16 protein-coding genes are annotated in these 13295 nt (G+C 67.4%); 12 read left to right on the forward strand and 4 right to left on the reverse strand.

The genetic code is table 11. From position 1 onward, the window contains the following. The first annotated feature begins 29 nt into the window (after window positions 1-29). Genes dapE through VVS03_RS03855 form a run of 7 tightly spaced genes read left to right on the forward strand, consistent with a single transcriptional unit; the run spans window position 30 to window position 4918 of the window. Window positions 30-1133 (forward strand): succinyl-diaminopimelate desuccinylase, encoded by a 1104-nt coding sequence (dapE, locus tag VVS03_RS03825; protein WP_368521035.1) that lies wholly within the window; start codon window positions 30-32, stop codon window positions 1131-1133. A 43-nt stretch (window positions 1134-1176) separates the two neighbouring features. Beyond that, on the forward strand, window positions 1177-1968 hold the full coding sequence (locus VVS03_RS03830) for a TIGR00730 family Rossman fold protein (protein WP_368521036.1): 792 nt from the start codon (window positions 1177-1179) through the stop codon (window positions 1966-1968). Between the two features lie 4 nt (window positions 1969-1972). Further along, window positions 1973-2812: a dihydropteroate synthase gene (gene folP / locus VVS03_RS03835; protein WP_368521037.1), complete on the forward strand. Its 840-nt coding sequence runs from the start codon at window positions 1973-1975 to the stop codon at window positions 2810-2812. Then, window positions 2809-3552 (forward strand): glucosyl-3-phosphoglycerate synthase, encoded by a 744-nt coding sequence (locus VVS03_RS03840; protein WP_368534106.1) that lies wholly within the window; start codon window positions 2809-2811, stop codon window positions 3550-3552. Before folP ends, VVS03_RS03840 begins: the two co-directional genes overlap by 4 nt. Then, window positions 3549-3836 (forward strand): cell division protein DivIVA, encoded by a 288-nt coding sequence (locus VVS03_RS03845; RefSeq protein ID WP_368521039.1) that lies wholly within the window; start codon window positions 3549-3551, stop codon window positions 3834-3836. The genes VVS03_RS03840 and VVS03_RS03845 overlap by 4 nt, the downstream gene beginning before the upstream one ends. A gap of 44 nt (window positions 3837-3880) precedes the next feature. Continuing rightward, the gene (locus tag VVS03_RS03850; RefSeq protein ID WP_070769414.1) at window positions 3881-4048 is read left to right on the forward strand and encodes a DUF3117 domain-containing protein; all 168 of its coding nucleotides are present in this window, start codon (window positions 3881-3883) and stop codon (window positions 4046-4048) included. A gap of 9 nt (window positions 4049-4057) precedes the next feature. Further along, window positions 4058-4918: a methyltransferase domain-containing protein gene (locus tag VVS03_RS03855; protein ID WP_368534606.1), complete on the forward strand. Its 861-nt coding sequence runs from the start codon at window positions 4058-4060 to the stop codon at window positions 4916-4918. Between the two features lie 14 nt (window positions 4919-4932). On the opposite strand, the gene VVS03_RS03860 is transcribed toward VVS03_RS03855, so the two are convergent. Next, window positions 4933-6351, reverse strand: coding sequence for a GH32 C-terminal domain-containing protein (locus VVS03_RS03860; protein ID WP_368519797.1), 1419 nt, complete (start codon window positions 6349-6351; stop codon window positions 4933-4935). Between the two features lie 23 nt (window positions 6352-6374). Further along, the gene (glgA, locus tag VVS03_RS03865; RefSeq protein ID WP_368519611.1) at window positions 6375-7529 is read right to left on the reverse strand and encodes a glycogen synthase; all 1155 of its coding nucleotides are present in this window, start codon (window positions 7527-7529) and stop codon (window positions 6375-6377) included. Between the two features lie 109 nt (window positions 7530-7638). Here glgA and glgC point away from each other — a divergent pair, with 109 nt between their 5' ends. Then, window positions 7639-8856 carry a glucose-1-phosphate adenylyltransferase gene (gene glgC, locus VVS03_RS03870; RefSeq protein ID WP_368519612.1) on the forward strand — a complete coding sequence of 406 codons (1218 nt, stop codon included), beginning with the start codon at window positions 7639-7641 and terminating at the stop codon, window positions 8854-8856. Here the strand turns inward: glgC and VVS03_RS03875 are convergent. Beyond that, window positions 8853-9524, reverse strand: a complete 672-nt coding sequence (locus VVS03_RS03875) for an O-methyltransferase (RefSeq protein ID WP_368519613.1) — start codon at window positions 9522-9524, stop codon at window positions 8853-8855. The genes glgC and VVS03_RS03875 overlap by 4 nt on opposite strands. A 114-nt stretch (window positions 9525-9638) precedes the next feature. On the opposite strand from VVS03_RS03875, the gene sigE reads away from it, so the two are divergent. The 3 genes from sigE (at window position 9639) to VVS03_RS03890 (ending at window position 11358) form a co-directional block, all read left to right on the forward strand. After that, window positions 9639-10247: an RNA polymerase sigma factor SigE gene (sigE, locus tag VVS03_RS03880; RefSeq protein ID WP_368519614.1), complete on the forward strand. Its 609-nt coding sequence runs from the start codon at window positions 9639-9641 to the stop codon at window positions 10245-10247. Between the two features lie 140 nt (window positions 10248-10387). Further along, window positions 10388-10795: a zf-HC2 domain-containing protein gene (locus tag VVS03_RS03885; RefSeq protein ID WP_409338180.1), complete on the forward strand. Its 408-nt coding sequence runs from the start codon at window positions 10388-10390 to the stop codon at window positions 10793-10795. 5 nt (window positions 10796-10800) lie between these two features. Continuing rightward, window positions 10801-11358, forward strand: a complete 558-nt coding sequence (locus tag VVS03_RS03890) for a twin-arginine translocase TatA/TatE family subunit (protein ID WP_368519615.1) — start codon at window positions 10801-10803, stop codon at window positions 11356-11358. 3 nt (window positions 11359-11361) lie between these two features. On the opposite strand, the gene VVS03_RS03895 is transcribed toward VVS03_RS03890, so the two are convergent. After that, on the reverse strand, window positions 11362-12498 hold the full coding sequence (locus VVS03_RS03895; protein ID WP_368519616.1) for a P-loop NTPase: 1137 nt from the start codon (window positions 12496-12498) through the stop codon (window positions 11362-11364). Between the two features lie 91 nt (window positions 12499-12589). Here VVS03_RS03895 and VVS03_RS03900 point away from each other — a divergent pair, with 91 nt between their 5' ends. Next, window positions 12590-13294, forward strand: a complete 705-nt coding sequence (locus VVS03_RS03900) for a hypothetical protein (RefSeq protein WP_368519617.1) — start codon at window positions 12590-12592, stop codon at window positions 13292-13294. Window position 13295: the final 1 nt, after the last annotated feature.

Consider the following 13295-nt stretch of genomic DNA (forward strand, 5'->3'; position numbering starts at 1 on the left):
CCCCGCGTTACGCGGTAGCATGGCCGGTTGTGAGTACTCCGAAGCCGAATTACCTAGATCTGCTGACCTGCCCAGTCGAGCTGACGAAGCAGCTCGTGGACATCCCCAGCCCCTCCCACCACGAGGAAGCCATCGCGGATGCGATTGAGGCCGCCCTCCGCGACATCGAGGAGGTGGAGGTCGTTCGCTTCGGCAACACGGTCTGTGCCCGCACCCACCGCGGGCTGGATTCCCGCGTGGTCCTGGCCGGGCACGTGGACACGGTCCCGCTGGCCGACAACGTGCCGCATCACATGGATGGCGAGACGATGTTCGGCTGCGGCACGGTCGACATGAAGTCCGGCCTGGCCGTCTACCTGCACACCTTTGCCACCCTGGCTAACGATGCCTCCTTGGCCCACGATCTCACCTTCATCGCCTACGAGGGGGAGGAGGTCGCCACCGAATACAACGGCCTGGGCCACATCCAGCGCGACAACCCGGAGTGGCTGGCCGGGGACCTGGCGCTGCTGGGTGAGCCCTCCGGCGGGATGATCGAGGCCGGCTGCCAGGGCAGCATCCGCCTGCGGGTCACCGCCCGCGGCACCCGCGCGCACTCGGCACGGGCCTGGCTCGGCTCGAACGCCGCCCACACCCTGGCCCCGGTCATCAACAACATCGCCGCCTACCAGCCGCGCGACGTCGAAATCGACGGCTGCGTCTATAAGGAAGGCATCAACATCGTGCAACTGGAGGCCGGGGTGGCGACCAACACTATCCCGGACGAGGCGTGGCTGTTCGTCAACTACCGCTTCGCGCCCGATCGCAGCTCCGAGGAGGCCATGGCCCACCTGCGCGAGGTCCTCGGCGAGCACGAGAACATCGACATCGAGGTCGATGACGTCGCCGGGCCCGCGCTGCCCGGCCTGGGCCAGCCCGCGGCCGCCGCGCTTATCGATGCCGTCGGCGGCCAGGTCCGCGCCAAGTACGGCTGGACCGACGTGTCCCGCTTCTCCGAGATGGGCACCCCGGCGGTGAACTTCGGCTGCGGCGATCCCGGTTTCGCGCACAAGCCGGACGAGCAGTGCCCGGTAGGCCAGATCACCTCGGTCGCCAGCGTCCTGCGCCAGTACCTGACCAGCACGAACTCTTAAGAGAAAACTCTTAAAAGAAAACAAAGAAAGGGAGCCGTTGTCGATGGCACCGCAGAAAAACAATCAGAAGCACCTTTCTGAAAATTATCACCGCACCCTGCGCGGGCCGCTGCTGCTGCGCACCGAAGGCGAGCAGGAGTCGACCTACGACCAGCGCCTGCTGCAGTCGGGCGCCGACCACGAGTGGCAGCACGCCGACCCGTGGCGCGTGCTGCGCATCCAGGGCGAGTTCGTGGCCGGCTTCGACGCCCTGTCGAAGCTGCCCAAGGCCGTGACCGTCTTCGGCTCGGCGCGCACGCCGGAGGATGCCCCCTCCTACGCCCAGGCCGTCGAGCTGGGCAACAAGCTAGTCGGCGCGGACTACGCCGTCATCACCGGCGGTGGCCCCGGCATCATGGAGGCCGCCAACCGCGGCGCGCACGAGGCCGGCGGCATGTCCATCGGCTTAGGCATCGAGCTGCCCTTCGAGCAGGGCCTGAACCAGTACGTCGACCTGGGCCTGAACTTCCGCTATTTCTTCGCCCGCAAGACCATGTTCTTGAAGTACTCCCAGGCTTTCGTCTGCCTGCCGGGCGGGATGGGCACCATGGACGAGTTCTTCGAGGTTGCCTGCATGGTCCAGACCGGCAAGGTGACCAACTACCCGATCGTCCTGCTCGACACCGAGTACTGGTCCGGCCTGGTGGACTGGATGCAAAAGCGGCTGGTCGCCGACGGCTACATCAATGAGTCCGACCTGGACCTGTTCCTGGTCACGGACTCGGTGGACGAGGCCGTCGAGCACATCGTCAGCGCGCACGCCATCATGACCGACGGGCGCATCCGCGATCTCTAGCCCCATGCACAACCACGCTATCGCCCAGGTCATGGCGATTATCAACCGCACCCCGGACTCTTTCTACGACCAGGGCAGCACCTTCGAGCTAGACCGCGCCCTGGCGCGCTGCGAGCAGGTCGTTGCGCAGGGGGCATCGATAGTCGATGTCGGCGGCGTCAAAGCCGGGCCCGGCACGCAGGTCGATGCCGCCGAAGAGATCGACCGCGTCGTGCCCACCATCGCGGCCATCGCCGAGCGCTACCCGGACGTCGTCGTGTCCGTGGACACCTGGCGCTCCGAGGTTGCCGATGCCGCCATCGCCGCCGGCGCCCGACTCGTCAACGACACCTGGGCGGGCTTTGACCCGCAGCTCATCGAGGTCGCCGGCCAGCACCGCGTCGGCTACGTCTGCTCGCACACCGGCGGGATCACCCCGCGCACCCGCCCGCACCGCGTGCACTTCGACGACGTGGTCGCTGACGTCATCGGGGAGACCACCGCTCTGGCCGAGAAGGCCGCGGGGTTGGGCTGCCCAGAAGAGCTGGTCTTTATCGACCCCACGCACGACTTCGGCAAGAATACTTTCCACGGGCTCGAGCTGCTGCGGCGCATCGACGAGGTCGTGGCGACCGGCTGGCCGGTGCTCATGGCGTTGTCGAACAAGGACTTCGTGGGCGAGACCGTCGGCCGCGGGGTAGGCGAGCGCGTCGCCGGGACGCTCGCGGCCACGGCTTGGGCCGCGGCCCGCGGGGTGGCGGCCTTCCGCGTGCACGAGGTCGCCGAGACCGTCGACGTCATCCGCATGACCGCGGCTATCGCGGGCGAGGTGGCCCCGCTGGCCACGACGCGAGGGCTGGCATGAAAGTCTCCGTTGTCATCCCGGCGCTCAACGAGGAAGCCACCGTGGCCCGGGTCGTTACCGCCTGCCTCGCCGACTGCCCGCACGAGGTCTTAGTCATCGACGCCGATTCCACCGACGAGACCGCGAAAGAGGCCGCCCGCGCCGGGGCCACGGTGCGCAACTGGCGCGAGGTGCTCCCAGGTATTACGCCCGTGCCCGGCAAGGGCGAGTCGCTGTGGCGCGGGGTCGCCGCCGCGCGCGGGGACGTCGTGGTCTTCGTCGACGCCGACTTGGACTCGGCCGAGCCCGGCATGGTCAACGCCCTGGCCCGGCCCTTCCAGGACCCGGGGATCCACCTGGTCAAAGCCCATTACGAGCGCACCCTAGGGGCACAAGCCACCGGCGGCGGGCGGGTGACGGAGCTTTCTGCCAAGCCGCTGCTGCGCCTGTTCTTCCCGGAGCTAGCCGATATCTACCAGCCGCTGGGCGGGGAGTACGCCCTGCGGCGCGCGAGCGCGGTGCAGCTGCCCTTCGTCGCCGACTACGGGGTTGAGGCCGGCCTGCTGATAGATGTGTGGCGGGCCTATGGGAGGGCATCGATAGCGCAGGTGCCACTGGCCCCGCGGCGCCACCGCAACAAGCCGCTGGAGCAGCTGGGCCCGATGGCGGACGTGGTGGCGCAGACCATCCTGGCCCGCGCCGGGGCGGGAGTGCCCGAGGAGGCCGAGCGGCCTGCGCTTGCTGGTATCCTCAAACCATGATTTCTTGGCTCGTGCTGATCGTGGTGCTGGGCGCCCTCGTCGTCGTGGGCACCTGGCTGTGGGGCAAGCTGGTAGGCCCCGGGCCCGTCATGGAGGCCGTCCCCAACCCGGCGGCCGCCGATGAGCACAACGATGCCGCCCTCGCCGCCGGCAACTACGCCGAGATGGAGTTCGACGTCGCCCGCCACGGCTACCGCCAGGACCAAGTCGACCGCGTGATAGCGGCCCTTAGCACCGAGCTGGAAAGGTACCGGGCCGCTACCCCGGATGTGAATAAAGGATAGACTGGGAAGAAGCAGTAATCCTTTGTAAAGAAAGTGTGGAAACCATGGCAGCTATGAAACCTCGTACCACGGGCGGAGCGATGGAAGCGGTGGAAGAATCGCGCAAGATTGTCATGCGGATCCCCTCCGACGGCGGCGGGCGAATCGTCATCGAACTGTCCAAGGAAGAGGCGGCGGAGCTCGGTTCGTTGCTGACCGAAGTCGCCAGCTAGAGTAGGTCTATGCTTTCCGACATCATTGATCTTTTGGCGGATCCCGCCGACGGAAGTGCCCTTAAGGGCGCAGACGAGTTTTCCCGCCTCGTGTCCGAGTCTGGACACAGCTACGACGTAGCCAAGCAGGGCTACGTGACGCTCGCGGCCGGGGCGGGGCTCAAGCACCAGGGCGATGACATGGACATGGTCAACGCCCGCGAAACCTACCTGGCCAGGGGCCATTTCGCCCCCTTCGTAGAGGCCGTGACCGGCAGCATCCAGGACGTCGTGGAGCCGGTGGCTGACGATGTCGCCCCGACCATCCTCGAGGTCGGCGCCGGCACCGGCTACTACCTGGCGCACACGCTCGACTCGATTGCGGGTTCGCGCGGCGTGGGCCTGGATATCTCCCCGCACGCGGCCAAGCACCTGGCCAAGGCCCACCCGCGGATCGGCGCCGTGGTCGCCGACGCCTGGGAGCGCCTGCCGCTGCGCGATAAGAGCGTGCACGCCATCTCCGTGGTCTTCGCCCCGCGTAACCCGGCCGAATTCCGCCGCATCCTGGCCCCGGGCGGCCAGGTCGTTGTGCTGACCCCCGAGGTCGGCCACCTCGACGAGCTGCGCGAGCCGCTGGGCATCCTGGGCGTGGAAGAGGGCAAGATCGACCGCATGTACGAGCAGGCCAGCGGCTACCTCGAGCAGGCCGCCGACCCGGTGGATATCTCTTTCCCCATCACCCTGGACAAGGAATCCATCCGCGACCAGGTGGGGATGAGCCCGTCGGCGCGGCACATCAGCGCCGCCGAACTCGACGAGCGCCTAGCGGCCCTGCCGACGACGCTGTCGGTCACCGCCCGCGCCCGCCTCGACCGCCTGCGCGCGGTCTAGCCCGGCCGGTTCTCCTAAGAGCCGGCGCGCTCCCACTCGCGCAGGATTTCGGCGTCGCCGCTGGTGCGCAGGCCGCTGCAGCCGCCGGTGAAGTAGACGCGCGAGGCCATGGCCACCTGGCCGCCGTCGGCGAAGACCTCGACGGTAGAGCCATCGATGATGATGGTCAGCGAGTCGGAGTCGTCCTCGGCGAGGGAGGCGGCGGCGGGGGCATCGTCGGCGTAGAGATCCTGGAACTTGGAGCAGCGCTTAAGGCTGAGCTCCTCGCCGGAGTGGGTCACGACCGCGGCCGGATCCCCGTCGGCGTCGAGCAGTTCGACCGTCAGGTGGGAGCCGGCCGGCACGTTGAGCAGACCCACCCAGGAACGCGCCCGGGAGGACTCGGCAACCGCGTCCGGCAGGCCCACGGCCGGGGTCTGGAAGAGCTTGCCGCCCTGCAGGGTGACGTGCCGCGGCAGGGAGAGCACGTTGGCCCAGCCTTCCTCGGTGAAGGAGGGGTGCGTGGTGGCATCGTCGGCGCGGCCCTGGCCGTTCATGAGACCGAACAGGCGCGACTGCTCGAAGCGCTGCTGCTGGTCGACCGTGCCCGGCATGTAGTTCGTGGTGCGCGGGCGGGTGAAATCGTGCCCGAAGTCCAGCTGCTGGAAGCCGGTACGTACGTTAAACACGGTGCCCTCCAGGCGCCCGACCAGGTAGCCGGAGACTTCTCGGTCGCCGCGCTCGATGGTCACTAGCAGGACGTCGTAGATGTGGTCGTCGACCTGATCGCGCAGGCGGATGATGCGCGGGGAGACGACCGGGGGCAGGTCCCCGCCGGCGCTCCAGCCGGACAGGCCGGTGTCGCCGTCGAAGGTCAGCGGGCCGGAAAAGGTCCAGGAGGTGCCGTCCTCGGAGTGGAGGATGACCGGCTGCGGGGTTTCCGTGGTGCCGGTCAGCGCCAGCATGATCCAGCCGGCGTGCCCCTCGTCGCGGTCGGCCTCGGCCCAGCCGGGCACGACGCAGGGGGAGCGGAACCGGGAGAAATCGGTGGTGTCGGAGGCGACGGTGCCCACCCGCTGGATGGCCGCGTCCAGGGTGGACGGGTCGTCGGAGACCTCGCAGACGCGGTCGAAGTCCTTGTCTTGGGCCAGGGCCACGGTGCTGCCCGTCGACGTCACGGAGGTGAAGTACAGGTTCACGCCGGCATCGACTGCCGCGACGGCGCCGGCGCGCAGCGTGATTTCGCCGCCGGCGGGGGCGAGCACGTCGTCGCACTCCAACCAGTCGAAGGGCATGTCCTCGGAGAAGACATGGCCCCACCGGGCGCCCTGCCCGGGCTGCGCGCGGTACTGGAAGTACAGGTGCCAGGTCGTGCCGTCGAGCAGCGCCCCGGCGGGAGCGTCCAGGATTCCGCTTTCCGGAGCGAAGTGAAGCTCAGGATGGTGAATGTGGATTGGCAAGAAAAACTCCTTAAAACTCAGACCAGCGAGCGGTAGATATCGACCGTTTGTTGTGCGATTGCCGCCCAGGAAAACTCCTCCACGGCGCGCTGCCGGCCGGCCTCGCCGTAGCGGCGGGCGCGGTCGGGGTCGGCGGCGAGGTCGTTGACGGCCTGGGCCAGATCCGCCTCGAAGGTGGCGGCGTCGTCGGCGTCGTAGGGCACCAGAGTACCCGTAATCCCGTCGCGGACGACTTCCGGAATGCCGCCGACGCGCGAGGCGACGACCGCGGTGCCGCACGCCATGGCCTCGAGGTTAACGATTCCCAGCGGCTCGTAGATGGACGGGCACACGAAAATATCCGCGCCGGTGTAGACCTGCTGGACGCGGTCGTGGTCGAGCATCTCTTGGACCCAGAAGACGCCGTCGCGCTCAGCGCGCAGCGTGTCCACTAAGGCCTGGGTGCGCTCGGCGATCTCCGGGGTATCGGGGGCGCCGGCGCACAGAACGAGCTGGATGCCCGGGTCGAAGGAGCGGGCGGCGCGCAGCAGGTGCTCCACGCCCTTCTGGCGGGTAATCCGGCCCACGAAGGCGACCACCGGCCGCTGGCTGTCCACGCCCAGCTGTGCCAGGTAGTCGCCGTGGCGCGGCTGCCAGCGCTGCGTATCGATGCCGTTGAGCACCACGTGCACCTTGCCGGCGTCGATGTGCGGGTAGGCGTCCAGGATGGAGTCCTTCATGCCCGCAGAGACGGCGATGACGGCGTCGGCGGATTCCATGGCGTTGCGCTCGGACCAGCTGGAGATGTCGTAGCCGCCGCCCAGCTGCTCGCGCTTCCACGGGCGGTGCGGCTCCAAGGAGTGGGCGGTGACCACGTGCGGGATGCCGTAGAGCAGCCCCGCCAGGTGGCCGCCCAGGCCGGAATACCAGGTGTGCGAGTGCACCACGTCCAGGTTGTCGGCCGCGTGCGCCATCCGCAGGCCGGTCGACAGGGTCTGTAGGGCGGGGTTGGCGTCATTCAGCGCGCTGTCGGGGCCGTGGGCAAAGACCCCGGCCTCAGCGCGGTCGGCGCCCATGCAGTGGACGTCGACGTCGATGATGTCGCGCATGAAGCGGGTCAGCTCGGCGACGTGGACCCCGGCGCCGCCGTAGACCTCGGGAGGGTATTCCTTGGAAAAGATTCCGGCTCTCATACCCTCCCAGAATAATGATTAATGCCGCGCCGCGCACCGAAGGTAAACAGGGGGTAAATACTAGCCATTTCCGCTGCGTAGTTTCGATACTGCGGATAGGTTGGAGGTTGTGAGAAGCCAGCCTAACGTCCTTGCCATCGTCCTCGCGGGCGGAGAGGGCAAACGCCTCTTTCCGTTGACGGAAGACCGCGCCAAACCCGCCGTGCCTTTCGGCGGCTCCTACCGACTCGTCGACTTCGTCTTGTCGAATCTGGTCAACGCCCGTTTCTTGAAGATCGCGGTGCTGACCCAGTACAAGTCGCACTCGCTCGACCGCCACATCTCCCAAGCCTGGAACCTGTCCGGGCCCACGCCGCAGTACATCGCCTCCGTGCCCGCGCAGCAGCGGCGCGGCAAGCGCTGGTACAACGGCTCGGCCGACGCGATCGTCCAGTCGCTGAACCTCATCTACGACGAGAAGCCCGACTACGTCATCGTCTTCGGCGCCGACCACGTCTACCGCATGGACCCGGCGCAGATGGTCGACGAGCACATCGCGACCGGCCTGGACTGCTCCGTCGCCGGCATCCGCGTGCCCCGCTCCGAGGCCAGCGCCTTCGGCTGCATCCAGGCCGACGGCATGGGCACTATCACCGAGTTCGTCGAAAAGCCGGCCGATCCGCCGTCCACCCCCGACGACCCGACGCAGACCTATGCCTCCATGGGCAACTACGTCTTCACCGCCCAGGCGCTTATCGATGCCCTCCTGGCCGACGAGGACAACCCCGACTCCGCGCACGACATGGGCGGCGACATCATCCCGTACTTCGTGGAGCGCGGCCAGGCCCACGTCTACGATTTCATGTCTAACCAAGTACCCGGCTCTACCGAGCGCGACCACGGCTACTGGCGCGACGTGGGAACAATTGACTCCTTCTACGAGGCGCACATGGATCTCATCTCCGTGCACCCCATCTTCAACCTGTACAACCGGCACTGGCCCATCCACTCGACGGATGATTCCAACTTCCCGCCGGCGAAGTTCGTGCAAAACGGTATCGCGCAGTCGTCGATGGTGGCCCCGGGCTGCATCATCTCCGGCGGCACGGTGCGCAACTCGGTGCTGGCCTCCGACGTGCACGTCGCCGACGGCGCGACCGTGGAGGGTTCCGTGCTGCTGCCGGGCGTGCGCGTCGGCCGCGGGGCCGTGGTGCGGCACGCCATCCTGGACAAGAACGTCGAGGTAGGCGAGGGCGCCATCATCGGCGTCGACGCGGAGCGCGACGCCGAGCGCTTCCAGATTTCGGCCGGCGGCGTGGTCGTCGTCGGCAAGAACCAGCGCGTTTAGAGCTTCGTCACGAGCGTGACCCCGCCGCCCAGCGGCAGGCGGGTGACCACGGCGTCCTCGAGCTCGCGGATGGCGGCGTCGGCCTGGCGGGCGGACTGGGTGGCCCGATCCGTGCGGGAGCTATCGCCCAAGGTCCCGTCCAGGAGGGCATTCGGGAGGATCAGGGTGCCGTGCGGGGATAGGAGGGGCCAGGCGGCATCGACTAGCGCGGGCAGGTCCAGGCTGTGCACGTCGGCGTAGATGACCTGGTAGGACTCGCTGGCCAGGCGGCTCATGACGTCGAGCGGGCGCGACGGCAGGTAACGCACGCGGCTGGGCGGGTAACCGGCCTCGCGGAAGGAGGCCTTGGCCGCGGCCTGGTGCTCGGCCTCCGGGTCGATGCAGGTCAGCGAACCCGACTCGGACAGGCCCTCCAAAACGTAGAGGCCGACGACCGCCGCGGCCGGGGAAATGACAATAGCTTGGGCTTTCGGCGTGGCCGCGTGCCCCGTCGAGGCGGCGGCGAGGGTGCTAATCAGCTGGCCCAGCGACTCGTCGGGCAGCGGCAGGGAATACTCCTGCGCGTGGTCGCGGGCGTGCGCCAGCGCCTCCGAGGGCGCGGAGGTCGAGCCGATATAGGATTGCAATGCGTCAAAAGCCGTAGTAGTCACGGCCTTCAGTCTAGGCATAATGCCGCGCTTAGGTGGGGATAACGCCCCGAGTTGTGGGTGGCAAAACGGCTAACAGCAAATGTACAGTCCACCGTCTGGAGTTTGGAAGAAAGATGTAGCACAATACTTGTTATGGCAAAAGAGTCACTCCCGTCGAACGATGCCCCCGCAAGCACCGCAGCTTTCGATGCCGGGCAGGCAGCCATGCCATCGTGGGCCGACTTGGTGGCCGAGCACGCCGACAGCGTCTACCGGCTGGCCTACCGCCTGTCCGGTAACCAGCACGACGCGGAGGACCTAACCCAGGAGACCTTCATGCGTGTGTTCCGGTCGCTGCACAACTACCAGCCGGGCACCTTCGAGGGCTGGCTGCACCGGATCACCACCAACCTCTTCCTGGACATGGTGCGCCACCGCGCGAAGATCCGCATGGAGGCCCTGCCCGAGGATTACGACCGCGTGCCGGGCAACGATATGACGCCCGAGCAGGCCTACACCGTGGCCAATCTGGACCCGGCCTTGCAGGCCGCGCTGGATTCGCTGAGCCCGGAGTTTCGTGTCGTCGTCGTGCTTTGCGACGTCGTGGGCATGAGCTACGACGAAATCGCCGAGACCCTGGGCGTGAAGATGGGCACTGTGCGCTCCCGCATCCACCGCGGCCGGTCCCAGCTGCGCGCGGCCATCGAGTCCGCCGCGGCTAACGATGCCGACGCTCGCCTCCTGCTTCCCACCAAGTCCTAGGAAAATTCCCTAGGCTGGTGTTAGGACTAGTGCTAGGTGGCAGAAAGGAGGCCAAAGCTGTGCACCCGCATGTTTCGCGTTTTTCTTCCTTGGGCGCGGCCGGAGCTGCCGGTTCGGCCGGAGCTGCTGGCGCGGCGGGGATTGCGCGGGCCCGCAAGATCCGCGACAAGGCTAAGGCGCGGGCCCGCCGCATGGACACCATCGGGCACTTGGGCCCCGAGGCGGTCGTGGCCTTCGTCGACGGCGAGATGGACCACAAGGCCGCTCACCGCGTGCGCGTGCACCTAGTACACTGCGCGGAATGCCGCCGCGAGGTCCACGTGCAGCGCGGCGCCTCGGAATGGGTGCGCATGTGCAACGTCGACCACCAGGTGCGCGCGCCGCATTCGCTGGTGGATAGGCTGACTAGCATCGCTAGCTCGGCGGTGGGGCCCGGCCCGGACGCCTCCACGCCGACCTACCATCCGGAACAGGATCTGCTCGACCGGCTGGAGATGATGGTGCGGGCCATCCGGCATAACCAGGGCCGTGGAGAAAGACTAGAGTAAGTCACGTGTTTTCGAATTTAGGCGTTACCGAGATCGTGGTGATCGTGCTGATCGCCGTCGTTGTCATCGGGCCGGAGCGGCTGCCCGGCGTGCTCCAGGACGTGCGCGCCGCGATTTTCGCCGCGCGGCGGGCGATCAACAACGCCAAGGCCGAGCTCAACGGCGAGGTGGGGGAGTTCTCCAAGGAGTTCGACGACCTGCGCGGGCCGCTCAACCAGGCCATGGAGTGGGGCCGGCTCGGGCCCCGCGGCGTGCTGACCAAGGCGCTGTTCGACGGCGACGATAGCGCCTGGGACGACTTCAACCCGAAGAAATTCTTAGACGAGCCGGCGGCGAAGGTCGAGCAGCGCGAGGAAAGCTACAGCCCGTACACCGACCAGCCGCGCGAAACCAATACCGCGGCGGCCGCGCAGGGCTTTGATTATTCGCAGATTTACGCTGCCGATGCCACCTCTGCCCCCGCGCCCGAGGAGAAGGCAGCACCGCAGCCTAAGCAGCAACCGCAGCCGAGTGAACGCCGCCCCGAGCAGACCTCGGGCTTTAGCTGGTCGGATATTACCTAGCGTTTAGTGCTGGGTAACGCCCAAGCCCAGCGGCTTGCCGGCCAGGGAATCCTTCCGCACCGCGATCTTGTCCGCGATGGCGGCCACCGCTTGCGCGGCAGCCGAGTCGGGGGCCTGCTCGAGGATCGGCACGCCGGCATCGCCGCCGGTGCGCAGCGCCGGATCCAGCGGAATCTGGCCCAGCAGCGGGACCTCGTGGCCCAAAAGGGTGCTCAGCCGGTCCGCGACGATCTGGCCGCCGCCGCTGCCGAAGATGTCCATCGTGGTGCCGTCCGGCATGACCATCGCGCCCATGTTCTCAATGACGCCGGCCACACGCTGGCGGGTCTGCTGGGAGATGGAGCCGGCGCGCTCGGCGACCTCCGCGGCCGCGGCCTGCGGGGTGGTGACGATGAGCAGCTCGGCGTTGGGGATGAGCTGGGCCACCGAGAGCGCGACATCGCCGGTGCCGGGAGGGAGATCCAGCAGCAGCACGTCGAGGTCGCCCCAGAAGACGTCGACCAGGAACTGCTGGAGGGCGCGGTGGAGCATCGGCCCGCGCCAGACGACCGGCGCGTTGCCCTCGACGAACTGGCCGATGGAGATGTGCTTAATATCGTGCGCGATGGGCGGCAGCAGCATCTCCTCGTCCAGCACGGTGGGGCCTGTCGTCGAGCCCAGCAGGCCGGGGACGGAGTGGCCGTAGATGTCGGCATCGATAATGCCTACCTTGAGGCTCTTGCGCTGCAGGGCGGAGGCCAGGTTGACGGTCACGGAGGACTTGCCGACGCCGCCCTTGCCCGAGGCCACCGCGAAGACGCGGGTGGTGGAATCGGGCTTCGCGAACGGGATTTCCGGCTCGGCCTTGCCGCCGCGGAGCTTCTTTTTGAGTTCGAGGCGCTGCTCGTCGTTCATCGCATCCAGCGTCACGGTGACGTTGCCAACGCCGTCGATGTCTTCCAACGCCGCCTGGGTGTTGGACTGGATGGTGTTTTTCATCGGGCAGCCGGCGATGGTCAGGTAGATTTCCACGGCGACGTCGTTGCCGTCGACGGAAATGGACTTGACCATGTCGAGTTCGGTAATCGGGCGCCCGATTTCAGGATCCTCTACGCGGGAGAGCGCGCTGCGGACAGCGGATTCGGTTAGTGCACTAGTCATATCATGAACCATCGTAGTAACCGGGCGGGGAAAATACACGTCGGGGCACGCCGTGTAAGATGACAGGGAATTTCAACGTTGGGAGGATTCGATGCGTGTGCAAGCCGGTGCCGCCTGCCTGGTGGCCGCGGTGGTGGCCTTGAGCGGGTGCGCGGACGCCGATCCGGGCAGCTCCGCCGACCCGCGGGAAGACGCGGACATCCGCATCCTGGTCGACTCGCAGGAGACGGAGGGCCAGGTCGTCGCCGAAATCTTCAAGCAGGCCTTCGCCCGCAACGACCGGCATGCCGAGCTAGTCGTCGAGGACAACACAGCCGGTTCCTCCCTGGTGGAAAAGATGGGCGAGGAAGGTAATTTCTGGGCCGCCTGCACCGGCGATGCCCTCTACGCCCTCGACCCCGACCGCGCCCGGGAGATGGCCGAAGATTTCGGCGCCGGCGAGGCCAGCCGGGACGAGGACCGCAACGGGCAGACGCACATCGCGATGATGGAATCGCTGCCGACCACGCTGACCACCGTCGACCCGTCGACCGCCCAGGGCTGCAGCGCGAGCCCCGCCAGCGAGCTGCCGCAGAACTACAGCCCCATCTTCACGAAGGGCCTGCTGGACCGGGAAGAAATGGAGATGCTGGGCTCGCTGTCGAAATTCCTGATCGAGCAGGACATCGACGAGTTGGTCGAGGAGGTCGAGACCGGTGACGGCGACATCGAGAAGGTCGTTTCCCGCTGGAGCCAGAACAGCGTCCCCGAAGGCGAGCTGGACGCGAACAGCGACTCGGATTCCACCGAAGAATAGC

This window comes from Corynebacterium sp. LK2537 (assembly GCF_040946485.1).
Classification (GTDB): Bacteria; Actinomycetota; Actinomycetes; order Mycobacteriales; family Mycobacteriaceae; genus Corynebacterium.